General features: G+C 55.8%; 24 protein-coding genes and 1 tRNA gene. 6 read left to right on the top strand and 19 right to left on the bottom strand.

What is annotated here, in order from left to right; genetic code table 11:
• The first annotated feature begins 168 nt into the window (after positions 1-168).
• From rpoD to KUV22_RS06505, 4 genes are all read left to right on the top strand, one after another.
• Complete coding sequence (rpoD, locus tag KUV22_RS06520) at positions 169-2,022, top strand: RNA polymerase sigma factor RpoD (RefSeq protein WP_222229515.1); 1,854 nt, start codon at positions 169-171, stop codon at positions 2,020-2,022.
• Positions 2,023-2,141: 119 nt separating this feature from the next.
• Positions 2,142-2,531 (top strand): diacylglycerol kinase, encoded by a 390-nt coding sequence (locus KUV22_RS06515; RefSeq protein ID WP_222229514.1) that lies wholly within the window; start codon positions 2,142-2,144, stop codon positions 2,529-2,531.
• Between the two features lie 176 nt (positions 2,532-2,707).
• On the top strand, positions 2,708-4,603 hold the full coding sequence (locus KUV22_RS06510) for an autotransporter family protein (protein WP_222229513.1): 1,896 nt from the start codon (positions 2,708-2,710) through the stop codon (positions 4,601-4,603).
• Between the two features lie 100 nt (positions 4,604-4,703).
• Positions 4,704-4,780: transfer RNA gene (locus tag KUV22_RS06505), tRNA-Ile, on the top strand.
• A gap of 101 nt (positions 4,781-4,881) precedes the next feature.
• Here KUV22_RS06505 and KUV22_RS06500 read toward each other — a convergent pair.
• Positions 4,882-6,144, bottom strand: coding sequence for an MFS transporter (locus KUV22_RS06500; RefSeq protein ID WP_222229512.1), 1,263 nt, complete (start codon positions 6,142-6,144; stop codon positions 4,882-4,884).
• Positions 6,145-6,363: 219 nt separating this feature from the next.
• Here KUV22_RS06500 and KUV22_RS06495 point away from each other — a divergent pair, with 219 nt between their 5' ends.
• A complete protein-coding gene (locus KUV22_RS06495) occupies positions 6,364-9,570 on the top strand; it encodes a DEAD/DEAH box helicase (protein ID WP_222229511.1) in 3,207 nt (1,068 codons plus the stop codon).
• Positions 9,571-10,591: 1,021 nt separating this feature from the next.
• Here KUV22_RS06495 and KUV22_RS06490 read toward each other — a convergent pair.
• The 17 genes from KUV22_RS06490 to pepB all read right to left on the bottom strand — a co-directional run bounded on the left by KUV22_RS06490 (position 10,592) and on the right by pepB (position 22,589).
• A complete protein-coding gene (locus KUV22_RS06490) occupies positions 10,592-10,765 on the bottom strand; it encodes a DUF2061 domain-containing protein (protein WP_010133370.1) in 174 nt (57 codons plus the stop codon).
• A gap of 173 nt (positions 10,766-10,938) precedes the next feature.
• A complete protein-coding gene (locus KUV22_RS06485; protein WP_222229510.1) occupies positions 10,939-11,400 on the bottom strand; it encodes a cupin domain-containing protein in 462 nt (153 codons plus the stop codon).
• A 67-nt stretch (positions 11,401-11,467) separates the two neighbouring features.
• The gene (locus KUV22_RS06480; RefSeq protein WP_222229509.1) at positions 11,468-12,007 is read right to left on the bottom strand and encodes a peroxiredoxin family protein; all 540 of its coding nucleotides are present in this window, start codon (positions 12,005-12,007) and stop codon (positions 11,468-11,470) included.
• Between the two features lie 128 nt (positions 12,008-12,135).
• The gene (locus tag KUV22_RS06475; RefSeq protein WP_315856900.1) at positions 12,136-12,402 is read right to left on the bottom strand and encodes a putative quinol monooxygenase; all 267 of its coding nucleotides are present in this window, start codon (positions 12,400-12,402) and stop codon (positions 12,136-12,138) included.
• Between the two features lie 70 nt (positions 12,403-12,472).
• On the bottom strand, positions 12,473-12,991 hold the full coding sequence (locus KUV22_RS06470) for a GNAT family N-acetyltransferase (RefSeq protein WP_222229507.1): 519 nt from the start codon (positions 12,989-12,991) through the stop codon (positions 12,473-12,475).
• Positions 12,992-13,086: 95 nt separating this feature from the next.
• On the bottom strand, positions 13,087-13,548 hold the full coding sequence (locus KUV22_RS06465; RefSeq protein ID WP_222229505.1) for an ion channel: 462 nt from the start codon (positions 13,546-13,548) through the stop codon (positions 13,087-13,089).
• A 107-nt stretch (positions 13,549-13,655) separates the two neighbouring features.
• Positions 13,656-14,018 carry an MmcQ/YjbR family DNA-binding protein gene (locus tag KUV22_RS06460; RefSeq protein WP_222229503.1) on the bottom strand — a complete coding sequence of 121 codons (363 nt, stop codon included), beginning with the start codon at positions 14,016-14,018 and terminating at the stop codon, positions 13,656-13,658.
• A gap of 51 nt (positions 14,019-14,069) precedes the next feature.
• Positions 14,070-14,261, bottom strand: a complete 192-nt coding sequence (locus KUV22_RS06455; protein WP_222229501.1) for a hypothetical protein — start codon at positions 14,259-14,261, stop codon at positions 14,070-14,072.
• A 130-nt stretch (positions 14,262-14,391) separates the two neighbouring features.
• Positions 14,392-15,186, bottom strand: a complete 795-nt coding sequence (locus tag KUV22_RS06450) for an alpha/beta hydrolase (protein WP_222229499.1) — start codon at positions 15,184-15,186, stop codon at positions 14,392-14,394.
• A gap of 64 nt (positions 15,187-15,250) precedes the next feature.
• Positions 15,251-15,925 carry a cytochrome c3 family protein gene (locus KUV22_RS06445; protein WP_222229498.1) on the bottom strand — a complete coding sequence of 225 codons (675 nt, stop codon included), beginning with the start codon at positions 15,923-15,925 and terminating at the stop codon, positions 15,251-15,253.
• An 18-nt stretch (positions 15,926-15,943) separates the two neighbouring features.
• Positions 15,944-16,426, bottom strand: coding sequence for a nitrate reductase cytochrome c-type subunit (locus KUV22_RS06440; RefSeq protein ID WP_222229496.1), 483 nt, complete (start codon positions 16,424-16,426; stop codon positions 15,944-15,946).
• A gap of 17 nt (positions 16,427-16,443) precedes the next feature.
• Entirely contained in the window at positions 16,444-18,948 is a 2,505-nt protein-coding gene (napA, locus tag KUV22_RS06435) for a nitrate reductase catalytic subunit NapA (protein WP_222229494.1), read from the bottom strand.
• Position 18,949: 1 nt separating this feature from the next.
• On the bottom strand, positions 18,950-19,306 hold the full coding sequence (locus KUV22_RS06430) for a chaperone NapD (RefSeq protein ID WP_222229492.1): 357 nt from the start codon (positions 19,304-19,306) through the stop codon (positions 18,950-18,952).
• Between the two features lie 86 nt (positions 19,307-19,392).
• Positions 19,393-19,776 carry a periplasmic nitrate reductase, NapE protein gene (locus KUV22_RS17550; protein ID WP_390625236.1) on the bottom strand — a complete coding sequence of 128 codons (384 nt, stop codon included), beginning with the start codon at positions 19,774-19,776 and terminating at the stop codon, positions 19,393-19,395.
• A 54-nt stretch (positions 19,777-19,830) separates the two neighbouring features.
• On the bottom strand, positions 19,831-20,568 hold the full coding sequence (locus tag KUV22_RS06420) for a FadR/GntR family transcriptional regulator (protein WP_222229490.1): 738 nt from the start codon (positions 20,566-20,568) through the stop codon (positions 19,831-19,833).
• A gap of 519 nt (positions 20,569-21,087) precedes the next feature.
• Complete coding sequence (locus KUV22_RS06415; protein WP_222229488.1) at positions 21,088-21,285, bottom strand: antitermination protein NusB; 198 nt, start codon at positions 21,283-21,285, stop codon at positions 21,088-21,090.
• A gap of 14 nt (positions 21,286-21,299) precedes the next feature.
• Positions 21,300-22,589 (bottom strand): aminopeptidase PepB, encoded by a 1,290-nt coding sequence (pepB, locus tag KUV22_RS06410; RefSeq protein WP_222229486.1) that lies wholly within the window; start codon positions 22,587-22,589, stop codon positions 21,300-21,302.
• A gap of 192 nt (positions 22,590-22,781) precedes the next feature.
• Here pepB and KUV22_RS06405 point away from each other — a divergent pair, with 192 nt between their 5' ends.
• On the top strand, positions 22,782-24,227 hold the full coding sequence (locus KUV22_RS06405) for a hypothetical protein (RefSeq protein WP_222229484.1): 1,446 nt from the start codon (positions 22,782-22,784) through the stop codon (positions 24,225-24,227).
• Here the strand turns inward: KUV22_RS06405 and KUV22_RS06400 are convergent.
• On the bottom strand, positions 24,224-25,636 hold the full coding sequence (locus KUV22_RS06400) for a rhomboid family intramembrane serine protease (protein WP_222229482.1): 1,413 nt from the start codon (positions 25,634-25,636) through the stop codon (positions 24,224-24,226). The genes KUV22_RS06405 and KUV22_RS06400 overlap by 4 nt on opposite strands.
• Positions 25,637-25,694 lie beyond the last annotated feature (58 nt).

Raw genomic sequence — 25,694 nt, 5'->3', positions numbered from 1 at the left:
GCCGTCATTAGCCGGCGGGAAACCAAAGACAAGCGCGCTCGGACACCCTGAACCACGCCATCTGCCTTGACAGTCATAGTGGTTATTGCTATCGCAAATACGCTATAATCCCGCGTCTTTGTCCAGACAAAAGTCCAGACTATCAATCCCCAGAATTCAGGGTTGTGCATGACCGACAAAACCCAACAGCAAAAAACCACCTCCCGCATTCGAGAACTGATTGCCCGCGGTAAAGAGCAGGGCTATCTCACCTATGCGGAAGTGAATGACCACCTGCCAGAGGACATCTCTGATCCCGATCAGGTGGAAGACATCATCGGCATGATCAACGACATGGGCATCAAGGTGTTTGAACAAGCACCGGATGCCGAAGAACTGTTGATGGCCGAAGGCGACAGCTCCGCTGATGAAATCGCCGCCGCCGAAGCCGCCGCTGCACTCGCCGCCGTAGAATCCGACGTAGGCCGTACCACCGACCCGGTGCGCATGTACATGCGCGAGATGGGTACCGTGGAACTGCTTACCCGCGAAGGCGAAATCGCCATCGCCAAGCGCATCGAAGAAGGCCTGCGTGAACTGATGGCCGCCCTCGCCTACTGGCCGGGTGCCGTACAGCAGATCATCGACGAGTACGCGCTGATCGAGAAAGAAGAGCGCCGCGTCCCCGACGTGATCGCCGGCTGGCTCGACCCTGCCGAAGACGTACCTCCGGGTGCCCAGGCCGGCCAGGCTGCGCAAGCCAAATCCGAGGACGGCGACGACGATTCGGACGACGACTCCGAGGAAGAGGAAGAAGAAGAGAACCCCGGTGGTATCGACCCGGAAGAGCTCGCCGAGCGCATGAACGCGCTGATCGCCGCGCAGAAGAAAGCTGACGCAGCGATCAAAAAGCACGGCCGCGACTCCAAAGAAGCCGGCGCCGCCATGGAAGCCGTGGGCGAAGTATTCCGCTTCTTCAAACTGGCCCCGCGCCAGTTCGATCCGCTGTACACCGCAGTCCGCGATATTCTCGACGAAGTGCGCGCTCAGGAACGTCTGGTGATGAACCTGTGTATCAAGCGTGCCCGCATGCCGCGCAAGACCTTTATCAAGGAATTCCCCGGCAACGAGACCAATGAAGATTGGATCCCGGCGATCATCAAGAAGAAGCGCGACTACTCCGACGCGCTGCGCCAGGTAGCCGAAGAAATCCAGCGTGCCCAGCGCAAGCTGCAACACGCTCAGGACAAGGCGCAACTGGACGTAGGCCAGATCAAAGAGATCAACCGTCGCATGTCCATCGGTGAGGCTCGCTCTCGCCGCGCCAAGAAAGAAATGGTTGAGGCCAACCTGCGTCTGGTAATTTCTATCGCGAAGAAATACACCAACCGCGGCCTGCAGTTCCTGGACCTGATCCAGGAAGGCAACATCGGCCTGATGAAGGCGGTAGACAAGTTCGAATACCGTCGCGGTTACAAGTTCTCCACCTATGCAACCTGGTGGATTCGCCAGGCGATCACCCGCTCCATTGCCGACCAGGCGCGCACCATCCGTATTCCGGTGCATATGATTGAGACCATTAACAAGCTCAATCGTATCAGCCGTCAGATGCTGCAGGAGATGGGCCGCGAGCCAACTCCGGAAGAGCTGGGCGAGCGCATGGATATGCCGGAAGACAAGGTGCGTAAAGTCCTGAAGATCGCCAAAGAGCCGATCTCCATGGAGACGCCGATCGGTGATGATGAAGACTCCCATCTGGGCGACTTTATCGAAGACCAGAACCAGTCTTCCCCGGTGGACACCGCGACCTCCACGGGCCTGCACGATGCGACCCGCTCTGTACTGGGCGGCCTGACCGCGCGGGAAGCGAAGGTACTGCGCATGCGCTTTGGTATCGACATGAACACCGACCACACCCTTGAGGAAGTGGGCAAGCAGTTCGACGTTACCCGTGAGCGTATCCGTCAGATCGAAGCCAAGGCACTGCGCAAACTGCGCCACCCTTCGCGCTCCGAGCACCTGCGCAGCTTCTTGGACGAGTAACTTTCCATCGCGGAAATGTTGTCCATACTTGAAAAAGCCCGGCTCGCCGGGCTTTTTTGTGGGCCACGATTTTATTGCAAACGGATGAACATCCACGGCAACGGAGCAACAGAAAAACAATGGAAGAGCAGTTCGTGAACAAACCCGGAAAAACCGGTATCTCCCGCCTTATCGACGCCACCGAGTATTCCCGTCAGGGGCTGCTCGCCACCTGGCGCAACGAAGCGGCCTTTCGCCAGGAAGTCTCTCTCGCGGTAATCCTGATTCCCGCCGCCCTGTGGCTCGGTGAATCCGGTGTCGAGCGCGCCCTGCTGATCGGCGTGACCCTGCTGGTGATGATCGTCGAGCTGATGAACAGCGCAGTGGAGGCCGTGGTCGACCGGATTGGCCCGGAGAAGCACCCGCTGTCCAAAATCGCCAAAGATACAGGCTCCGCCGCGGTTTCCATCTCCCTGCTATTGTGGGTCAGCACCTGGGCCTGCATCCTGTTGCCACGCTGGCTTGGCTGAACCATTGCCAAAAGATGACCGGGCGAAATAGCCCGACAAAATTCGTGACCGCCGGGCGCCAAGCCCGGCAACCCTTCCCGCCCCGACCTAAACTCCCTGCACTGACGTACCTAATTGGTACCCCCTAAATAAAGCGCAAAGGATTTGCGCCCAGTAATAAGTTCAGGGATGGAACCATGTTGTATTTTCGGGTGACCCGCGGTGTTGGCGCGGGCACAGCGGCGGCTTTGCTGGCACCACTTCTCACAACACTCCCGCTCATGCCACTTAGTGCATACGCCCAGATTCAGTTAGACGACGGCGACAATCAATACATTCTCGAATCTGATGAAAGTGCCGCGCGCAACAACGCGCTGCTGATTGATGGCGGCAGCGGCTTCGACACCCTGACCCTGCGCGATGTCGTTATCAGCAACCCCGCGCGCCTGCAGCGCTGGGAATCCATTGCGCTCGACGGCGCCAGCCAGCTGACACTCGACACCACGCTGGTCCTTGGCGACAACGGCGGCCAGCCCGGTCGGCTGCGCATCGGCAGTAACAGCAGCCTCGCTTTACCACATCTGAGCGCGGCAATCGTCCCCTACCGCGGCCAGCGTCTCAGCCTCATTAACCACGGCGTCATCGACATGCGCGGCTCCACCGCCAATCAGCTGCTGGTGCAGGGTGATTACAGCGGCACAGGTATCATCCACATGGACATGATTGCCGGTGGTGACGACAGCCTCGCCGACCGCCTCATCGTGAGCGGTGGCCACATCAGCGGCAGTACGCAACTGGTTTTCGATCGCTTTTCCGGAAATGGCGCGGATACCATCGATGGCATTCTCGTCGTGGAAGTCACCAATGGCGCCACCACCGGGAGTGGCGCGTTTTACATGGACAGTCCCATATCTGCCGGGCCCTATGAGTACTTTCTGTTTCGCGGCGCACGCAGCGCCGAAGACAGCGACAACTGGTTTCTGCGCTCCAACCTGCTTCCCGGCGATGCCGGGAGCAACGAATCAGATTCATTTAACCTGGTAGCGAGTTCCGGCACAGGGGGAATCGATACCAGCGCACCCTCTGCCGCTGCTCCCCTGTTGAATCTTGCCGCAGCCAATACGATCACTGAGCCACTGCCCCTCTATCGCCCGGAAGTGCCACTGTACGCTCAGGCAAAATCCCTTGCACGCCTAACGTCGTTGCAGGAGATCGGCAGCTATCACAAACGGCGTGGCGAGCAACGCAGCTGGTTCGATGGGATCAATCAAGAGTGGGTGCGTGTGCACCACACCCGCACAGACTATAACTGGCGTGGCGATGTGGATAACCGCTTCGACGGCAACATCTCCGGCTTTCAGGTAGGCAAGAATTTCTGGGCGGCCCCCACCTGTACCGGTGGCGCACGGGAAATGGGGCTGTTTGTCGGCAGCACCCGCACCAGCGGTGATGTCACGGGCTTCGCCCGCGGCTTCAACAACTACGACGCCGGCCGCAACCAGCTCACCAGTCACCACTTCGGCTACTACTTCAACGACTATCGCCCCAACATGGGCTATTTCGACTTCACCGCCAAAGTCGCCTACGTGAAGCTGCACAGCCAGTCCACACGCGGCATCGGGGACACCGTTACCGGCCCACAGCTCACCCTCTCTATGGAAAAGGGCTTTACCTGGCAGGTCAGCGAATCGCTGAATCTGGAGCCGCAACTGCAGGCGGTAGTAAATTACACCAATTTCTCAGCGTATGAAGACGGTATTTCGTGGGTGGATCCGGACAAGACCCCGGAAGCCAATTTTCGCGCCGGCATCCGCGGTTACAATGTCGACAGCCAGTGGCTCGATGGCAATTTGCGGCTCTACCTGTTCGGCAACCTGTGGCACACCCTCGGCGGCAACGATCAGTTGGTGTACAACCTGGACCAGCAAACCGATCTTGAGCGCGAGGCCACCTGGGGCGAGTTTGGCGGTGGCGCAGTACTACTCGAGGGCCAGTACGGCAGCGCCTTTATTAACGTGGGCTACCAGACTTCACTGGACGGCCTGAACTGGTCCGGGGGCAATGCCAGCCTCGGCTTCAACTGGGCATGGTAAGAATCGGGGCAGCATGTGGAAACTGCCCCAGAGCGTTGATTTAACGAAGAAAATCGAGTACTTTGCCAACCCGTTCGCAGGTCCCTGCGAGCGCCTGTGGGGGCCTTTAGCTCAGTTGGTTAGAGCATCCGACTCATAATCGGCAGGTCCTGGGTTCAAGTCCCGGAAGGCCCACCATTTTTACTTTATTCCCGTCTCTTAATTCCCAAATAACATTGCGGCTTCAGTGCAGGTTTTGCATTGCAGCAGCGAAACTCTCTGCAAAAAATTCAGCCACATCAAGCGGCCTGAATCACTTCAGGCTTTTTACGCAAAATTAATACCCCCAGCGCAACCACGGTCACCAGCAAGGGCGCAAACGATACCCACAGTACGGTATTCCAATCGTAGGCGCTGAGCAGTCCGCCTGAAGCAAACGAGCCCAATGCCATCAGCCCAAACACAATAAAGTCGTTGAGGGATTGCACACGGGTTTTCTCGCTATCGCTGTGGCATTCGAGCACCAGCGCCGAGGCGCCGAGAAAACCGAAGTTCCACCCCAGCCCCAGCAAAACCAGCGTTACCCAGAAGTGCATCACCTCGACTCCCGCCAGCCCCACCGCGGCGGAGACACCGATCAGCAGCAGGCCCACCATCATCACCCGCTCCGCGCCAAAGCGCGCGATCAAGCTACCGGTAAAAAAGCTCGGGCCAAACATGGCGATCACATGCCACTGCAGTCCGAGGTTGGAGGATTCGGTGGAATGCCCATGCATGTGCATGGCGAGCGGAGCCGCGGTCATCAAGAAATTCATCAGCGTATAAGAGATGGCTCCACACGCGGCAGCGGCAATAAAGCGTGGCTGGCGCGCGATCAGCGAGAGAGGCCGGCCACCGCTGGCGGCATTTGCAGACGGCATGGGCAAACGCACACCGAACAGGATGACCGCCGACAGCGCCGCGACCAGAGCCTGCGCAAGAAAGGTAACGGCAAATACGTGGCCGGCCCATATATCCATGGTCCAGGTCACCAGCTGTGGACCAACCACACCGGCGGCAACACCGCCCGCCATCACCATGGATAGTGCCCGCGCCTTGCGGCTGGGTGCTACCGCATCCGCCGCGGCAAAGCGGAATTGCAAGACAACCGCCGCGTAGGCTCCACCAAACATTGTCGAGCCACAGAACAGCCAAAAACCGGTGACACCGCCAACCAGGATTGCATAGGTGCCGAGCAAACCCGCGAGCACACCGGCACCGGCGCCCACCAGGAATGCTGCGCGTCGCCCGTAGCGCCCGGCAATCGCACCCACTGGCAAGATGCACAGCGCCATGCCCACCACAAAGACCGACAGAGGCAAGGTTGCCAGCCAGGATACCGGTGCCAGCTCGGCACCTACGATCGCGCCGGTGGCATAGGCCACCACCGAGTTGGCTCCCGCCAGGGCCTGGGCGATGGTTAATCGCCAAATATTGCCGCGTTGTTCGCGCTCACTCAGTTGCGAGGGGTCATGCGCGGGCGCGTCGCCCGCCTGCCCCACCTGTTCGGTTACATCATTCATACATCAGTACTTCCATACCCGGGTAGTGCACCACACCTTGGCGACAAAAATCCTTCCGCTAAACCGGGTCGAATATACCAAAGCCAATATCACAAACACTATCGAAACAGAGGTATAGGTCGCACTGCGCCGTATTCAACCTGCCCACCAGTAACTCATGCTAAAGTGGCAGGTTTAACCCTAAGTACCGGCAGAAAAAACCGTACCGGAGAGCCCAACTTGGTCCGTTTCACCCTCAATAACGTTCGCAATATGGTGGACCCGCGCGCATTCGAGCGCGGTGAGGAATACTTCCAGCGCGGGCGGGTACAGGAGGCCTACTGGGACCAGGACGCCGAAATCTACCGCGGTCGCGTCAAAGGCTCGGCGCGTTTTGTTTACCGGGTTGAGCTGGATGTGGAGCGCGGCCGTTTGGTAGGGCTCTGCTCCTGCCCGGTGGCACTTAATTGCAAGCATGCCGTCGCTGTTGCGCTGGAACTGCTGAACAAGGAACAGCAGGTAGATTCGACAGAGGGCGGCTCGAATAGCGAAAGTGCCGCAGCTGAAGCAGGCGCAGCCCCCTGGCAGCAGTGGCTGTCCGACCTGCCCGGTGCACCGCGCACCGAGGTGCAGCCGCTCGAGCATGGCCAGCACTACTTGTTGTATGTACTGGAACAGAACACCCAGGGGCAGCTGCAGTTATCCACCAAGAAAGGCTATCTGAAGAAAGACGGCAGCTGGAGCCAGTTGCGCTATTTCACTCAGGAAACCAACCGCCTTGGCTGGAACCGCCCCAGCCACCTGCTGGACGAAGACGTCACCATCCTGCAGTTGCTACCCCGCGTTAGCGCCAGCGGCAGGCTCGAACTCTCTGGCGAGCCCGGCCGCCGCGCCCTGCCCTACCTGCTCGACAGCAAACGCTTTTATTTTGAAGAAGAGCGGATTCAGCAGGGGCCAGCCCGTGCACTGCAATGGGCGTGGCAGCCAGAGCAAGATGGCAAGCTGCAACTGACCGCAAGCCTCGACGGGCTGGACAAGGGTAACTGGGACATAATCCCGACCAACCCACCCTGCTATCTGGATACAGAGCGCGCGCGTCTAGGCGATATCGCCACACCGCTGCCAACTGCCCAATTACTACACCTGCTGGCGATGCCCGCGGTGCCCGCGAGCGACGTCGGCCTAATGTCCGTGGAGCTGCGCCAGCGCGTGCCACTGGAACAATTGCCACTGCCGGTAGAGCCCTCGCTCACTGTGGTGCGCACCTTTACCCCCCACATCACCCTTGTCGGGTGTGACTTCGACCACTACAAGCTCCCGGCCCTGAAACTGCACTTCGACTACGGTGGCTTTGCCCTCGCCCCAAGCTACAGCCGGCACTATGCGGGCCAGGAAATTACCCAAGAGCAAGGTGGTGACTACATTCGAATTATTCGCGACGAAGAGGCCGAACAGCGCTGCCGCGATCGAATACACGAGCAGGGCCTCTACCTGATTCAGGAAAACCTCGGTGGCCAGGAAGAAGTCTGGATACTGGATGCCACCAAGCCCGAGAAAATTTTCCAGCGCTGGAGCGCGCTACTGCGGGAACAATTGCCCGAATGGCGAAAACTGGGCTGGGTAATCGGTACCGACAGCAGCTACCGGTTTGATATCGCCCGCGCTGAAATCGCCATCGAACTGACCGATCGCGACAACAACTGGTTTGATATGGGGCTGGACCTGACACTGCCCAACGGGCAACAGTGGCCCATCGTCGATTTGGTGGAGCAATGGCTGGAACAGGACGCACCGAATGAACTGAGCCTGATTGTCGATGGTGACTGGGTGAGCGTAAATACGCGGCCATTGCAAAGTATTCGCAGCCTGCTGTTCGATTTACTGAAGGAAAAAAAGCTGGATAAACCCATCCCGCTGCCCGCCTTCCAGGCAGTGCAGTTCGCGGATATCGACAAACTGGACGACGCGCACGCGCCGAACATTCACCAGCTAAAAGAAACCCTGCGGGACTTTTCCGGGCTGCCCAATATACCCAAGCCACAACATCTGCATGCAACGCTGCGGCCCTACCAGCACGATGGCCTGAACTGGCTGGCATTCCTGCAGAGCTACGGTTTCGGCGGTATTCTTGCGGACGATATGGGGCTGGGTAAAACCCTGCAAACCCTGGCACTGATTCAGCACATGAAGGAAAGCGGTAGCCTCACCGCGCCGGCACTGGTCATCGCCCCAACCAGCCTCACCGGCAACTGGGTGCATGAAGCGGCGAAGTTTACCCCAGAGTTACAGGTAACGCTGATTCACGGCCCCCACCGTGAAACCGCCTTTACCCAGATCGCCCACAGCGATCTGGTCATCACTACCTACCCCCTGCTGGCCCGCGATTACGAACACTACCGAGACCACGCATTTAGCGTGCTGGTGCTGGACGAAGCCCAGGCCATCAAAAACCCCAACACCAAGGTTGCCGAGCATGTACGCCGCATCCGCAGTGCCACCCGCCTGTGCCTGTCCGGCACGCCGCTGGAAAACCACCTCGGCGAACTCTGGGCACTGATGGATTTTTCCCTGCCTGGATTGCTCGGTGGCGCCAAGGCATTTCAACAGGCATACCGCAATCCCATCGAAAATCATGGCGACCACGAGCGGCAACAAGAACTCGCCCGCAAGGTGCGCCCGTTTATGCTGCGGCGCACAAAATCCGAAGTAGTCGCTGACCTGCCGCCGAAAACGGAATCCATGCAATACGTTGAGCTCGGGAGCAAACAGCGCAGCCTGTATGAAAGTGTGCGCATCAGTATGGAAAAGCGTATCCGCGATCTGGTCGCAAGCCAGGGGCTCGGAAAAAGCCAGATCGAGTTTCTCGATGCCCTGCTAAAACTTCGCCAGACTTGCATCGACCCTCGACTGGTCAAGCTGGAAATGGCGGCGGGTATTCAGGAGAGTGCCAAGCTCAACTGGCTGGAAGAGAACCTGCCGCAGTTGCTAGAAGAAGGCCGCAGTATTCTGATCTTCTCCCAGTTTACCCAGGTGCTAAAGCTGATCGAGCAACAGCTCGACGAACAACAGGTCGAATACGCGAAACTTACCGGCCAGACTCGCAACCGCCAGCAGGCAATAGATCGTTTTCAAAATGGTGACGTACGGGTATTTTTAATCAGTCTCAAGGCTGGAGGTGCAGGACTAAACCTGACCGCAGCGGATGTAGTGATCCATATGGACCCCTGGTGGAATCCCGCGGTAGAAAACCAGGCTACAGATCGAGCTCACCGCATCGGTCAGGACAAGCCGGTGTTTGTGTACAAACTCATTGCGGCCGATACGGTAGAGGAACGCATCCAGAAAATGCAGCAGCACAAGCAAGCGCTGGCGGATGCTCTGTTTGATGCCACGCAGGCACAGCAGCTGCCAAAAAGTGGCGAAGAACTTTTGGGATTACTTTCGTAAAATCAGGTCTGGTATATCAAGTCGGGAAAACAGCACGCAAATTACTGAGTGCCATTTACAGGCTGTCATCCTTGTCCAAGCTTTGCAGCTGCGTCTCCAGTGCCCGCAGCAGAATACCCGTTACCCAGTCCGCCACTACTTTTTCAAGATACATACCTGGTCACCGTAATAGTTATCACCATAATTGCATTCAACGTTGCACTCGGCCTCAGCGGCTGCAGGTAACTCTGTAAGTAGCCAGGTTGTCGTGAAATTTTTCATTTTTGCTCTCGCTATTTCTTAATCTGTTTGTCGTGTATTCGCGAAACTAAGACTAAGAATAGACCCAAAGTCACCATAGCGATAATCAAATATAGCTTTGGCGGTGATTGCCGAAGACTATATCAATGCGCTAGCGATTGCTGGTAAATCGGTGAACCTGCTTTCAGGCGACGGGAATTTGCGGTGAGTCTCAGGGAAAATGGCATTTGTGCGCACATTGGGCATGTGGCGGCTGGTCCCTCGTTTTTTACACTACAGTTAAAACGTGGCCGCGCAGACTTTCCGTATCTTTTCCCTGGTCAACACGCTCACGAGAGAACGACCGCGAAAGCAGCAAAGGCATTCACCGCAGCGTATATGCAGTAGAGGTTTCCAAATGAATACGCACTTGCCGCTAAAACCCCACAACCAAAGCAAAGCAGCCTTTCTCGCCACACGGCAGAAAGACACCAAGACGCAACCTCAGTCACAAACCAAGCTGGGTAAGACCAGCGATAATTTGAGCCTGCGATATCCGAAGGAACTGGAACGTTGTTTCGTGCTTGGTAATAACTGAGTAATTGCGCCTCAACAGCTCCAGCGAGACTGGAGTAACAGGCAGATAGAAAGAAAAGGCCGCGGATTGCAATCGATCCGCGGCCTTTTCTTTTGGGAATCTCAATAACGAAGCAGTTAATTGGAGGCCATTAAAAAGCTAGGGCAAACTAACTGACCATCGAAAAGAATTCAGACTAAGTCCCGACGCTGATGACACTGCGTATTAGGCAACCGCAGCACCACCCCACCACTTCTCATGAAAATAGTAAGCGACCGTGTTACACGCGGGCTCTACAAGTGCCAGCGCACTTCCGACCAAGAAATCCCCGGTCATCACAAAGCCCACGGTAAACGCAACGGCCATGTGAACTAACGCAAAACTACAGGTCTTCTTCATAGCGAATCATCCTCAGTTGCACCGGTATCGGGTCGCAGCTGCACTGTTCATATTTTGTACAGCCGCGAACAATATGCCGATTATCGAGAACAATTCCTATTTGTAAAAATTGTTTGTACTTTCCAGTTTGATAGAGATGACCAATAAGACCCTATGACTTCGCACCGGACCGCTTAGTCGTGGGAAGGTGTACCCGAAACCACCTCCACCCCGTTCTGCGCAAGGACCTCTGCGATACGTGTCCCGTCGTTCGCACCAGCAGGAATTTCGCGGTCCAACGCTTCGAACATCTCCACCGCCCGGCTCCCCGGCCCGGTGATCTCGAGTAGTTCGGCACCGTTGGCACCAAAGGTGAAAGAGTGAATCTCCCCTGCGGGGAAGTGCACCAAGCTCCCGGCCTCCGCACAGGCCTCACAACCACGAAACGAAAAATCGACACTACCCCGCACCACAAAAAACGTTTCGTTCCAGTCGTGCCGGTGCGGGGGCGGCCCATCCCCTGCCTTGCCGTGAACGATGGTGACTGCATATGAGCCGGTCTGCGCGAGCCGCGCCAGTACGCTCACCGTATCACCCATCACATTTAGCGGGCGAGGATAGTCCTCGGGAGAAACCGCGAAGGAATGTGTCGCCATAACAGCACCAGTAGCCGGTGAATTGTGAAGCCGGAATGATTACTTCTGGGACGAATTCTTCTTGGTATTAGTACTTCAGTGTCCCGCGAATCGGGTAATGGTTGTCCGGATCGCGAATCCACGCGAGGCCCCGGGTCAGCGCACCCAGCTCCGGGCGTACAAACGGATTGTTCGAGATATCCACAACATGCAGATTGCCCTCCTCGTTCACCACAAACAGTCCGGGCTCAGCAAAATTGTGGTCCGTCTCTTGTTCCGAGCGGGGGATGGAGATGTACAGGCCCAGAGCCTTCATCTGCTCTTCCGTCAGCCCGTAGGCAACGGGGAAGCTAACCTGCACTTTTTCTAGGTGCTGCTCCAACTGTTCTTTTGAATCAGCGGACACCGCCAGAATGTCCACATCAGCATCCTGAAAGGCCTGCTTAAACGTCTCCAGTTCATTCAGGTACTTGGTACACAGGGGGCAGTGTTTGCCACGATAAACAAACACTGCCTGCCAGGTCGCGCCTCCTTGTGGCTTACCGAGCGTAACGCTCGAACCATCCAGCTTGACCGCCTCCAGAGAAGGAAAGGTGTCACCTGCTCTCAGTTTGGTAGAAGTAGCCATATCTATATCTCAATTAAGAATATATCGTGGAGAATCATCGCAATAAGCATAGGCCATGAGGTGGAAAATGACGCTATCACAGTTAGACAGACATCAGACGGGCAGGTCCCCTAAACAATAAACAACTGCTATCCAACAACCGTATAGTGACGCGAAACGTTCGTGGTTAAGCTACCCCAGCGTGAGTTTTTTACACGCTCTTGGTGATGTTCAAATGCGTCACGATCAATAAATTCCTCTTGCACATTGAAACGTGTCGGCTCTTCACCATCCTGTTCGACCACAAATTTTAGACACCCCGGTTCCGCGCAGGTAAGACGAGTATGCTCGATGAGTTCTCGTTTGACGCTATCAAGCTCAGCTTCAGGGACAAGAATGTACCCATTCAATATCACCTTCCCCATCGCACAACCCTTAAAATCGAAAACACTAGAATCACTAAATCAGGCCAGACCGCACAATTGCCTATACGTCACTTTTCTCAAGTGCGATTTCATAAAATAGAGTATCCATTTGACTATCAATCCTTTTAGAGAAGTCGAGCTTCTCAAAAAGTCGCTGAGACTGGGTATTTTCCAAACTGACACCACCAATTAGCGTGCGAAGAGTCCTACTCTCACGCACCTCATCAATAAAGCCGCGTAACAATTCACTCGCCAGCCCTTGCCCCCAGTGTGATTCTCGGAGCAAGAAACCGATATGCGCATCGCGCTCCTGACCCACATGGACAAACAGAAAGCCGACGGGCGTTTTATCGACCCGTGCTGTAACCAATAGAAGATGGCTCTCAGAATACATGCGATCTAGCCATGCCTCCGCATCTTGGGAAGAACAAATCCCGGAAAAGTGTGGTGGCAGATAAGCCACAACCGCAGGTGTCAGAATTTCCGGTATTTCTAAAAGCAATCCCGTTCGATCTGATACAGCGCCATCAGCCGTTAACTCAGTCACCACAAGCCGCGACGTTTCGAAATCAAAGTTCATAACTGAAAATTATTGAAAATATGCTCAGAGACACTAAACATATATCTGAGAAAATCGCCTCGCGCAGAAAGCCACCTGCTGCCCATATACGTACATCAGTTTTCCCTATCGCTTTTCACAGGGATTCGGCCGTTAAGGAAATTTAGTATCAGCGCGGTGAAAATGGCCATCATGACGTATCCCAGGATGGCCTGCAGCGCGGCCCAGTGTCGAATATGTGGCGCGGGTATACAGTCGCCGTACCCCAAGGTTGTCCATGTGACAACACTAAAATATAAACTTGTATAAGTATCCTTAACCAAACTACCTTCACACACGATACCTTCTCGCTCATAAAGCGCAGCAAATCCAGCGATCTCAATAATAATGATTACAACAAAGTAGATAAATGCCTGTATTCGATATCTGAAGTCACGGTGATTTAACGCCCAGCTTACAAATATGGGGACCGTTACCGACATCAGAAGAAACGACAGCCCCCTAAGGCCGAAGAATGAACATAGAAGCGTGGCGAACAAAAGTAGATACATGATTTTTGATTCGTTAAGAATCTTCATATTCTCTCTCGCATTTGGTTCTCGCCAGCTGAAAAGGGTATCGCCCTAAGAAATCCGATTTCAAACAAGCCAGCAGCCTGACTAGTCAGCGTCAGCTAGCACCCCCGCTACGTCATGTCGCGTATTTCTGCCTGCACTTTCTTTGGTAAACGGCTAACTGCTTTATTAAATGACCAAGCCACCAACTCTTTCAGGTACTCATCGTCAAAACGACTCACGTCGACAACGGTAACCCAATGATATCGATGCATATACCGAGCAGGCTTGATCCCCGCCTGGTCGGTTAACGCCAAAAACCGCTCTGGCGTTACCCGAAAGCTAAATCGCCATCGTTCCGGCTCACTAGTTTTGAAGTATGCAAAGAGTTTATCCCGGACTTTATAGGACAACACATTGGCTGGATGACCACTTTCCACCTCGTGCACTCCGGGAAAGGATCGACAGAATTGCTTTGCTTGCGCTACATCCATATCTAAGTTACCCGGCGCAGAGAGCATACCGCGTCAATACGACCAACAACGCTACTTGCCAGAACCCTCTTTCTTCGCCGCCCTGCTTGCTCCGATTGCCGCACCGATCGCTATACCAACGCCAATACCGAGAGCGAGATTATCGATTGCCGCGCCAATACCAGCACCGATCGCAGTACCTATTGCGATACCTACTCCCGTCAGGTTTGAAGAACTGCCTTTGCTTTCTTTTTGATCACTCATGTGATTTCCCAGGCCCATCAATGTGAAAAGAGGCCGCACCTCAAAGACCTGTCGAAATAGTCGTTGAAGCTGCGAATATCAAAGCCTACCGCGAAGCTGCGGGATTAATATTCTTGCGACACATCTATTTTTACTTATTGTCTTGCGCAATATCCAGAAGAATCTCCGCAACTTTCTGTTTGGAGGGATTCTTCTCTTGAAGCGGATGAGGTCCTTCAACAACGTGCAAGGCCCAACCGCGCTCTTTTGCCCTTTTGCTACCCTTCTCGCGAATCACGCCGAAGATTTCCGGATTCTCAGTAGCATTGATGACGGTGCCAGATTTGGGAGAGGGGCCTTGTAGATCAATACGGTCAGTATACGTTTTAAACGGCTGCTTACTCATGGTTTTTGGTGGTGGATTGCGTAGAAATTCCGGAGGAATTAACCAACCATCTCCCAGCTTATCCACAGCGCCCTTGATGCCTTTTGAAACTTCAGCGGTGAAAAAATCACCCGCCAAGTTCTCCCCTTGGTTTAACACCGTCGCATCCACGTAGACAACATGCGCAATTCGATCCGGTACCGCATCGGCGACACCGGTAATGACGGCACCTCCGTAGCTGTGCCCGACCAAGATAACGTTTTTGACGTCGTACCATTGGATGTAATTCTTCACATCCTCAATATGGGTCGACAAGCCGATTTGCTTAGACACCAGATTGTTCCGCTCTCCCAGCCCAGAAAGCGTTGGCATATGGACTGTGTAACCCTTTTCTTCAAGTATTGAGGCAAGAGGAATCCACTGACCTCCCCATTGAAATGTTCCGTGAACGAGAATAAAGATCGGCGCGTTTGTGCCATCTTCATTAGCGGTTTTTGCTGTAACCGGCATAGAGAGTATTAAACCCGCAATAAAGATGAACTTTATAATTGAAAAAATCACAGCAAGCTTCCTCGAAGACTAATTGACGTGAAGTGCACACGTACCCTGCGATGCTTACAACACGCTACTCTGACGTGTTCTGTTTCTCCTTTTCAATCTTGAGCGGATTTTCATCACCAAAGCGGCTGGCATCGTGGGCCGGATTTTTCGGTCCCCATGCATCTTCATTTTGCATATTTGGCAAGTGGTGGGCGATGCCCCGGTGGCAATCGATACAGGTTGCCTTACCAGTGGCAAGCTGGGTAGCGTGCATCTCGCGCGCCCGCGGGCTCTGCACACTCAAGTCCATGTATTCGAAGTTGTGGCAGTTCCGGCATTCCAGTGAGTCGTTGGCCTTGAGCCTTGCCCACTCGTGACGTGCGAGCTCCAAACGTTTATCGAGAAACTTCTGCCGTGTATTGATGGTGCCAAAGACCTTACCCCACACTTCTTTTGAGGCCTGCATCTTACGCGCGATCTTGTGTGTCCATTCGTGGGGCACATGGCAGTCCGGGCAGGTTGCCCGCACACCGGAGCGGTTAGTCCAGTGGATGGTGCCTTTCAGTTCCTCGTACACGTTATCGCGCATTTCATGGCAGCTGATGCAAAATTTTTCGGTGTTGGTTGCCTCCAGGGCCGTGTTGAAACCACCCCAGAAAATGATGCCACCGACAAAACCACTTAATAACAGGAACCCCAAACTGAAGGCGGTTGCCGGGCTGCGCAGGGTCTGCCAGTAATTCTTAATCCACTGTTTCATTACTAAAGTCCGGGGCGGTCATGGCGTGGGCTGCTGCTTCTGGTCGCGCAGCAGGATGTCGATATCTTTAAAGGTGTTCCCTACTGGTGGTTTAACCTTGGTCTGCGGCACATGGCATTGCAGGCAGAAGTAACGCCGGGGCGCGACATCTGCCAGCACCTGAAAGTCCCGGTCCATAAAATGGGTAATACTGATCATTGGCGCACCGCTGACGGCGGTTTGAATACGGTTATGGCATTCAAGGCAGCGATTGTTGTTTTTATTGATATGGTAATCGCGGATAGTGTGGGGAATCGTCGGGGGCTGCTCTGGGTAGGCACGCATCCGCTTGCTTTCCGCATCAACAGGATCGGCGATAGGTGGCGCTGGCAGGGTTTCCAACAAGGTGCCCCCCTTGCGGATACCATTTGGCCCGGATGGTTCGATGACCTCTGCCGCAATCGCCACCAATGCATATACCAGTACTATGCAGGCGGCGGTTACACTAAACAAAAGCTTCATTACACTGCGCCCTCGGGTTACGCCAAAGACACCAGCTCCAGCCGCACCGCACACTTTTTGAAGTCGGTCTGCTTAGAGATGGGATCGGTGGCATCCAGAGTGAGCTTGTTGATCAAGCGCTCGGCGTCAAAGAAAGGTACATAGACCAATCCTTTCGGCACTTGCACCCGGTCTCTTGTTTCCACCCGCGCAATCATTTCGCCACGGCGGCTGACCAACTTGACCTCGCTGCCGCGGCGAAAGCCCTGTGCCTTGGCGTCATCGGGGTGCATATATACCAGCGCATAGGGCACGGCACTGAACAGCTCCGGTACCCTCTGGGTCATGGAACCGGTATGCCAGTGTTCAAGCACACGACCGGTACACAGCCAGAACGGATATTCTTCATCCGGCGATTCCGCCGGTGGCTCATAGGGCAACGCGAAGATTCGCGCGCGGCCATCCTCATTGCCATAAAACTGTACCCGCGTTCCCGGCTTGACGTAGGGGTCGTATCCCTCGCGAAAACGCCAGCGGGTTTCGCGCCCATCCACTACCGGCCAGCGCAGACCGCGTCCTTTGTGATAGACATCAAAGGGCGCCAGGTCGTGGGCATGGCCACGGCCGAATTCCGCGTACTCCTCGAACAACCCTTTCTGGATATAAAATCCAAACGCTTCCGCCTCATCATTTTCAAACCGCTTGTCGCGATCGGAATTGGGAAACCGATTGGCGTGGCCATTGGCAAACAATACCTCAAACAAAGTCTTGCCTTTGAATGTTGGGTTTTGGTCCAGCAGTTCCCGCGGCCACACTTCGTCTGTTTTAAAGCGCTTGGAAAATTCCACCAGCTGCCACAAGTCTGACTTACTCTCCCCCGGCGCCCTGACCTGCTGATGCCAGAACTGGGTGCGGCGCTCGGCATTACCGTAAGCGCCCTCCTTTTCCACCCACATGGCGGTGGGCAGGATCAGGTCGGCAGCCTGTGCAGAGGTGGTCGGGTATACATCGGAGACGATGATAAATGTGTCTGGGTTACGCCAACCGGGCAGCAACTCCTGCATCAGGTTAGGGCCCGCCTGGGCATTGTTCGTAACCTGGGTCCAGTACACCCGCAGCTTGCCGTCTTTCAGCGCGCGACTTTGGGCCACCGCATCAAATCCCGGCTTCGGTGGAATAGTACCTACTGGAATTCGCCAGATTTTTTCGGTGCGTGCGCGGTGCTCAGCGTTTTCCACCAACATGTCTGCCGGCAACCGATGGGCAAAGGTACCCACTTCGCGCGCTGTGCCACAGGCAGAGGGCTGACCGGTGAGTGAAAATGGACTATTGCCGGGACTGGAGATCTTCCCGGTCAACAGGTGTATGTTATAGATCATATTGTTCGCCCAGACACCGCGGGTGTGCTGGTTGAAGCCCATGGTCCAGAATGACATCACCTTGGTTTTCGGATCTGCGTACAGCCCCGCCAGTTCTTTCAGGTGCTCCTTGGATACGCCGCTTTCCTTGGACACGCGATTGAGCGAATAGGGTTTGAGAAACTCCGCATATTCCTCAAAGGTCATGTCCGTCCAGCTGTTCGCCTTGTCACTACCGGTGGCCTTTTTCTGTAACGGATCGTCGGGGCGCAAACCGTAACCAATATCCGTTTGCCCACGCACAAAGCGCGTATGCTTTTGCACAAAATTTTTGTTTACCTTGTTGTTCTGAATGATGTAGTTGGCGATGTAATTCAGAACCAAAAGGTCGGCGTGTGGGTTGAATATGATCGGGAGATCCGCCAGCTCAAAACTGCGGTGCTCAAAGGTGGACAAGACGGCGACTTTGCATCCCGGATGTGAAAGTCGACGATCGGTGACCCGCGACCACAGAATGGGGTGCATCTCCGCCATATTGGAGCCCCACAATACAAATACGTCGGCGGCTTCCATATCGTCATAGCAACCCATGGGCTCATCAATGCCAAAGGTACGCATAAAACCCATCACCGCCGATGCCATACAGTGACGTGCATTGGGGTCAATATTGTTGGTGCGGAAACCCGCCTTCATCAATTTACTGGCCGCGTAGCCCTCCCACACGGTCCACTGGCCGGAACCAAACATACCCACGGAATCTGGGCCGTGGTTTTTCAGCGCATCCTTGGTCTTCTGCTCCATCACATCGAGGGCCTGGTCCCAGGACACCTCAACAAAATCGCCATTTTTATCGTACTTGCCATCTTTCATACGCAGCAGTGGCTTCATCAGCCGGTCACTGCCGTACATGATTTTTGACAGAAAGTAACCTTTCACGCAGTTCAGGCCGCGGTTTACCTCAGATTTGATATCCCCATGGGTGGCGACTACTCGATTGTCCTTGGTGGCCACCATCACGCTGCAACCAGTACCGCAGAACCGACAGGGTGCCTTGGCCCAGCGCAATTCATTGGCACCACCCTTGCTCACTAGGTTTTGCGCCTTTGCCGGAATGGCCAGACCCGCGGCAGTCGCAGCGGCAACGACCGCACTGGCTTTGGCAAATTCCCGTCGTGTGATCGTCATATCACCCCTCTCCCACAATATTTACCGGCTGCGGCACATCGGCGTCCTCTTGCAGCACATCGTCGGCCTCTGCGAGGCTCAATTCTTCGTGATACACCAAGGCGACATTCAGTACGCCGGGCTGGTTGCGGATGTCTTCGATCATCGGATTGATTTGCAGGTGGTGCTCGGTCTCGACCAAGACAATGAGCTTCCCCGCGTCATTCGACAGGCGCATCTCCAATGCCCTCTGACTTTCAAGCCAGCTGACCAGGACTCCTTCTAGATGCGGGCGCACATGCACAATCAGGCTCGCGATGTGCAAACTGGCTGGCGTCGCAGCTTGGCTTAGCGGTGACCTGGGGCCTTGTTTTTCCATGCGATTTCTCTCAAGGGCGAGCTTAAAGAGCTTGATTTAATAGCGGCTATCGATGACTTCACTCGGAATTTTTCCCTCTAGTTCAACTAAGACATCGGAGGCCCCGGTGGGCCAAAAATCATTTGCAGAATCCAAACCACAAAGCCGTAACTGCCGACGATAATCACCGCCAGAATCGGAAACAGGAAAACCAAGATAAACAGCACCAGCCGCCCTTCGCGTTTACGCTGCGCCGCCGTGTCTGCAGATTTTTGCTCCGCCAAGGAAGTCACCCGCTCATTACCGAATGAAATAAGAGCCGTACCGAGTATGAAAAAGAACTGACTGGTTCCTTTCGATGCGCAATTGCCACGCAGCTTTACACTGGCGGGAAAATTCAGCACATACCTTGAGTCTAGAAAGGGTTTCGGCGACGGCAAGAAATTGCTGCCATCGGGACTTGAGATTTGTCGAGAATAAATGCGCGACACAAAAAAACCGGCCCATGGCCGGTTTATCTGAAATTCTCGCTTACGGGAAAGGTATCAAGGCAATGCAAAACGCTGACGGGCTGCGCTCATTTCTCGGCGCGCCTGCTCCAGCGCTTCCGCTTCGGTAGCGTCCAGCAACTGTTGAACTACGCGTTGTAAATGATCACGCATGGCATTGCGCGCGGCTTCCGGATCGCGCGCCTTGATCGCTTGCAGGATACGACGGTGTTCTTCAATGCGCGGTTTGCTGCCGGCCTGTCGTGCGCGTTCTAGAATACGCACGGAAATAGAGGAGCTATTGCGCAGTTTCCATAGGTGCTCACACACGGAAACCACGGCATCGTTATGGGTACAGCGGGCAATATGTAAGTGGAATTTTTCGTCCACGATCTCAGCGCCGGACTCGGCGGCGTTCTCCGCAACCATCTCTTCAAGCAATACTTCCAGTTGCGTGATTTCGCTATCGGACATCTCGCGCGCGGCAAGGCCCGCGGCCTCACCTTCAAACATCATGCGCGCCTGCAAGACTTCAAATGCGCCGATGTCGTTATCACCACCGGAAAAGCCGCTGGGTTGTGCGTCGGTGACGTACACACCGGAACCACCTTTTACTTCGACGTAGCCGCCAAGCTCAAGGGCAATGATCGCCTCACGCACGGTTGGGCGACTGACCTCAAAGCGCTCCGCCAGCTTGCGCTCCGCCGGAAGGCGAGTGCCGGCCGGGTAATCCCCCGCGCCAATAGCGGCCGCCAGCTTTTCCGCCACCTGCTGGTAAAGTCTCGCGCCCCGCATTCCTCACTCTCCAATATCTACGGCATCTGCCATTTTGCTTTTTATGCCACGCCTATCTGACCACTGTGGCAGCAAAAATAGACTTGAATGGCTTCTGTGGTCATCCCACTTGGCAGCAGAACGGCCAGCCTGGCCTGACCCATGCCACAATGACAGCGTCACTAGAATGCTCATTCACACTTATGGCGAACACTGCTGCACTCACACAGGCCGTCAGGCTAAAAAATTGTGGCGGGATTCTAGCAGAAGGGTTTTGGCAGGCTCAACCAACCCCAGACCTTTGGCCTGACCAAAAATGAGCAGTTTTCAGTTTCAAGTCTTACCAGACATGCATTTCCGGGCAATCCACCCCCGGCACGGAAAGCGTCAAGCCAGTTGTTATCGCGGCACCGAAAGGTAGGGATATGAATTGAGGCGGGAAAGTAGATAGATGGGGAATACTATCGAATGGAGCGGAAGTAAGCTTGTGCGGTGGCTTAATTTCGCCACCGCACAAAAACACGCAATCAAAACCGATGATTAGTCGTGCGGGGTTGCCGGAGCTTTACTCAGCAAAACGAGCACCAGTGTCGCCAGCGGACCGAAGATCAAACTCAAAATCCACCAGATCAGGCCACTGCGATTCTTTCCCTGGGCCAAGCCTGCGTTAATCAGGGAAAGTGTGCCCCAACCCACCAGCCACTCCCGCGACTGAATCATTACTTGATACTCTTCCATCGTGTTGATTCCTATTAGTTATCCAGCAAGAAACGGGCAATGGTACGGAACCCATGCCCCTTGGCGCCCTGCGCCCACTGATCATTTGGCGCGGGCAAATAGGAACCGGAAAGATCCATATGCACCCAGCCGCGCCCCTCATCGCGCACAAACTTGGCCAGGAATGCCGCCGCCGTGGAAGCGCCGGGAGTGCCCTCACGACCGATATTGGCGATGTCTGCAAAACCGGACGGGATTTGTTCCAGGTGGAATTTTTCCAGCGGCAAACGCCAGGCCTTTTCGTGCTCGGACTTGGCCGCACTCAGCACCTTGTCCGCCATACCATCTTCCAGGCTCAGCACCGAATTGTAATCCCGTCCGACCGCCATCTTCGCAGCACCGGTCAGCGTGGCCGCATCGAGGATGTAACGCGGGTTCTGTTCGCTCGCCTCCAGTAGGCCATCTGCCAGGACCAAGCGCCCTTCCGCATCGGTATTCAGGATTTCTGCGGTTACACCATTTTTGTAGCGAATCACATCGCCCAGTTTGAACGCGTGACCCGAGATCAGGTTTTCCGCGCAGCATAAATACAGCTTCACTCGCTTCTGCAAACCGCGCGCGATTGCCAGCGCCAGGCCGCCGGCAACCATCGCCGCACCACCCATGTCAGACTTCATATGAGCCATGCCGGCGGAGGGTTTAATGCTGTAACCACCGGAGTCGAAGGTAATACCCTTGCCCACCAGACAAATATCCACATCGGTAGCGTCGCTACCCGTGGGGTTATAGTCGAGCTGTAGCATGGCACCGCCACGCACGCTGCCACGGCCCACGTTGTAGATACCCATGTAGCCCTCATCGCGCAGCGCATCGCCTTCGACGATGCGGAAGCTCACCGCATCCGGGGCGAGCTTTTGCAACATTTCCGCAGCACTTTCGGCGAGGACGCGTGGGGAAATATCTTCCGGCGAGCCATTGGTGATCTGGCGAACCCATAAAGCGGCGGCCTTGCGCGCTTCCAATTCCGCCAGCTCGTTGCCTTCTGCACTTCCCCAGTCCAGATTGCTGCTGCGGTTCGGATTGTAGAAACCCGCCCAGAAGGCCCAGCGGCTCTCCAGGTCCCAGTTGTCACCGACAAGGCTGGTGTCGGTTATACCCATACCATCGAGACTGCGGGCCGCGCGCTGGGTGGCAACCAGCGGACCGCCGGTGGCGTCGGTAGCGTGAATGCGCGCTTCTGTATCGGCGAAACTTAACAGGGCATTCTTGCCCCAGTGCTCCGCCGCCGCGGAGGATTCCAGCCGTACCTGCATCGCTTTACTCATCTGAACCTCATTTATTGGGTGTTGTTCTGCGCTACTGCGCCAGTGTAAATCGTCACTTCCTAGAATATTGGGTCAGTCTAGCAGCCTGCAAGGGGGGTGGATTGCGCCGCCCGGGACGGAGCCGATACACTGGACGAGTTCACACTCAGAGTTGCACAGCAGCAAAGCACAATAACCACAAGGATGTAGACCATGGGCAATGCTTGCCACTATCACTCCAACGCCGATGCCATATGGCAGTGCAGCGGTTGCAGTAAGGACTACTGCGGCGACTGTGTTCCCGGCTCGGTGGATAACTATTACCGCTCCACCCCCAAATGCATTCTGTGTAACAACCGACTGCAACATGTCGGGGCGAGCAACAAGGCCAAGCCCTTCTGGCAAATGGCCCCCTTCTATTTCCGCTATGCGCTTAACGCTGGGCCGTTAACCGTATCCACGATTTGCGCGGTGGCGGCACTGGCGATCACCGGGATGGGAATATTCTCGATCTTTATCCTGGTGGCCATGCTGGCAGTGGTATTGCGTTACAACCTGCTGGTGATCGAAAAGCTGGCCAGTGGCGATCTGCAGGCGCCCACCTTTGGCGACGCCCAGGACGGTCGCAGTGCGGCGGTGTTTGCACGAGTCATCGGTATGATTCTGGTAGCCGGTGGCGGTGGCGCATTGATTGCGACCACCTTCGGTCTGGGCGCTGCGCAAGTGTACTCCATTGTGCTTTCGCTACTGGGGCCAGCAGCCATGATCGTGCTGGCACTGGAGCACAGCATGCGTGCGGCGGTAAACCCGCTCAAGTTGCTGCACTTCACCCTGATTATTGGCTGGCCCTACTGGCTGCTGTGGCTCTCCACCAGCGCGGTTTCCGCTGCACCTACCGTCCTGCTGCCGGTGGTCGCTGACAAGCTGCCGGTGTGGATGCTGTTGCCGCTACTGGCCTTTGTCACCAGCTATTTCTCCATCGTCACCAGTGCCATGATGGGCTACATCTGCCTGACGCGGCAGCAGAAGCTGGGCGTGGCATCTCAGGTGGGCGATGAGGAGTTTCTCGAAGAGCGCGAGTTCGAACGGCGCAAAGCCATGGCGGACTCCAGCATTTTTCTGCGTGAAGGGCGCCACGAAGAAGCCCGTAAAACCTTGGTCGGCGTGTTGCGTCAGCAGCCCAATGATGTCTCCCTGAACGAGCGTTACTATCGCCTGCTGCTCGCTACCGACGACAAGAAAGCCCTGCGCGAACTCGGCCCGCATCTGCTGGAACGCTTTATCAGCATGAACCAGCCACACAAGGCCGCAGAACTATATATGGCCACCGCGCAGTCCCACGGCACACCGGCCATCGACAAGTCACTGTTGCGCCACCAGATTGCCGAGGCACTGTATCGCCAGCGTCAGTTCAAGCCGGCACTGGCACTAGTCAACAACCTGCACAAGGAAGACCCGCACTACACCCGTCTGGACAGTGCCTATCTACTGCTGGCGAAAATTTATATGGATGGGTTTAACCGCACCGACAACAGCCGCAAGCTGCTGGCGTTTGTACGCAGTAAGTTTCCGAAGAGCGCGGTGCTTGGTGAGGTAGAACAGCTCGAATCCATTCTGGCTGCCGAACAGCAGAACAAAAAAAGCTCGCAGCCGGCCTAAAACGCGCTGGGTTGCAGGGCGCGCGCAAAGTCGAGCGCCTGGCGCGCCCGCTCTTCGTCGCCACAGCGGCGGTAGTGTTCGACAACGCCATTAGCCAGGCGCGCCATCAGTGGATGGCGCTGCTGCTTTTGCTGCAAGCGCTGCAATAAAACCTCCACCAGTGCCCACTGTTTCTCCCGCGCGGCGCGTTGCGCCAGAACCAGACACACCCGCGGTGTCAGTGCGCGCGGTTCCTGCACTTTGTTCCGATAGGTTTCGACGCCTGCGGCTATTTGCGCAAAGTCCTGTTGCGGGAGCTTGGCGAGGGCAAACAGCGCGAGCCAGGCCCGGTGATGGGCCTCACTCTTCGGCGCGAGACCGGTGAGTTCGATGGATTTTTCAATCAGCGGCAGTGACTCCGGGTGCTGCTTTAGCGCACTGCTGGCCGCCTGCCCCGCCTCCAGTAACTTACCGTGATTTTGCAGAGATTCGATGCGCGCCAGTGCCAGCTGTTCCGGCGTGGGTGGCAGATCCTCCTCCACGTGAATATCGCGACTGGGGCGCACCCGGATCAGCACCATGGTGCAGACAAAGCCCGCCACCAGACCGCCAAAGTGCGCCCAGTAGGCAATGTTTTCGCTACCGAAGAAGTAGCCGAATACCTCTTTGCCCAACCACAGCGGCAACACCATCAGGGCCGGCGCGGAAAATTCTCCGAAGGCAAAACCGAGGGTATAGAAGAAGCGCAGCCGCCGGATCCCGTATACGGCGACAAACATCCCCATCACCGCAGACACGGCACCGGATGCGCCGATCATCGGCATCAGGCTGCCCGCTTCCACCCCCATATGCAGACCGGCGGCAGCCAGGCCACCAAGCAGGTACAAGCCCAGGAACCAGGCAGCGCCCAGGGCCAATTCAACCGACAGGCCAAACAGCAACAGGAACACCATATTCCCCAGCAGGTGGTCCCAGCCACCGTGCAGGAACATATGCCCGAACAGGCCTTTCAGGGTGGGATCTGCCGGGGTCAGGCCGTAGGCAAAGCTGGACAGGCTGTCGCGCAGCTGGGCGAACTCCTGCCGCTGGGACAGCCACTGCTGGGCCTCCCCGCCTTCCTGCTGCAGCTGCGGCACCAGCCAGTCGTGGAACTCGCGGCTCCACAACAGCTGCTCATACATGAAGTCTTCCCCGGCGCCCTGAGCCAGGGTGCGCCACTCGGGCTTCTCGGTATCCACAAACTCGTAGAAGCGCGCCTCATCCAGTTCCGGCAGGGTGCTGGAGAAGTAGTACTCCTCGGCCGCCTGCCAACGGGCCTCGTCGCCGCTCTGGTAGAGCACATACACCAGCAGGTTCGCCAAGATCAGCGCAAAACACACCAGTGGTGGCCGGCGCCAGTCGGGTTTGTTCTGGATGGGGATGATCAGCAAGGTGGGTCCGCTACAGGTTTGGCATTGATTGGAAAATGTTCAGGTCACCCAGAATACA

Origin of the sequence: Microbulbifer agarilyticus (assembly GCF_019800665.1) — a bacterium.
Taxonomy (GTDB): Bacteria; Pseudomonadota; Gammaproteobacteria; order Pseudomonadales; family Cellvibrionaceae; genus Microbulbifer; species Microbulbifer agarilyticus_C.
This window is presented reverse-complemented; position numbering and strand designations above follow the sequence as displayed.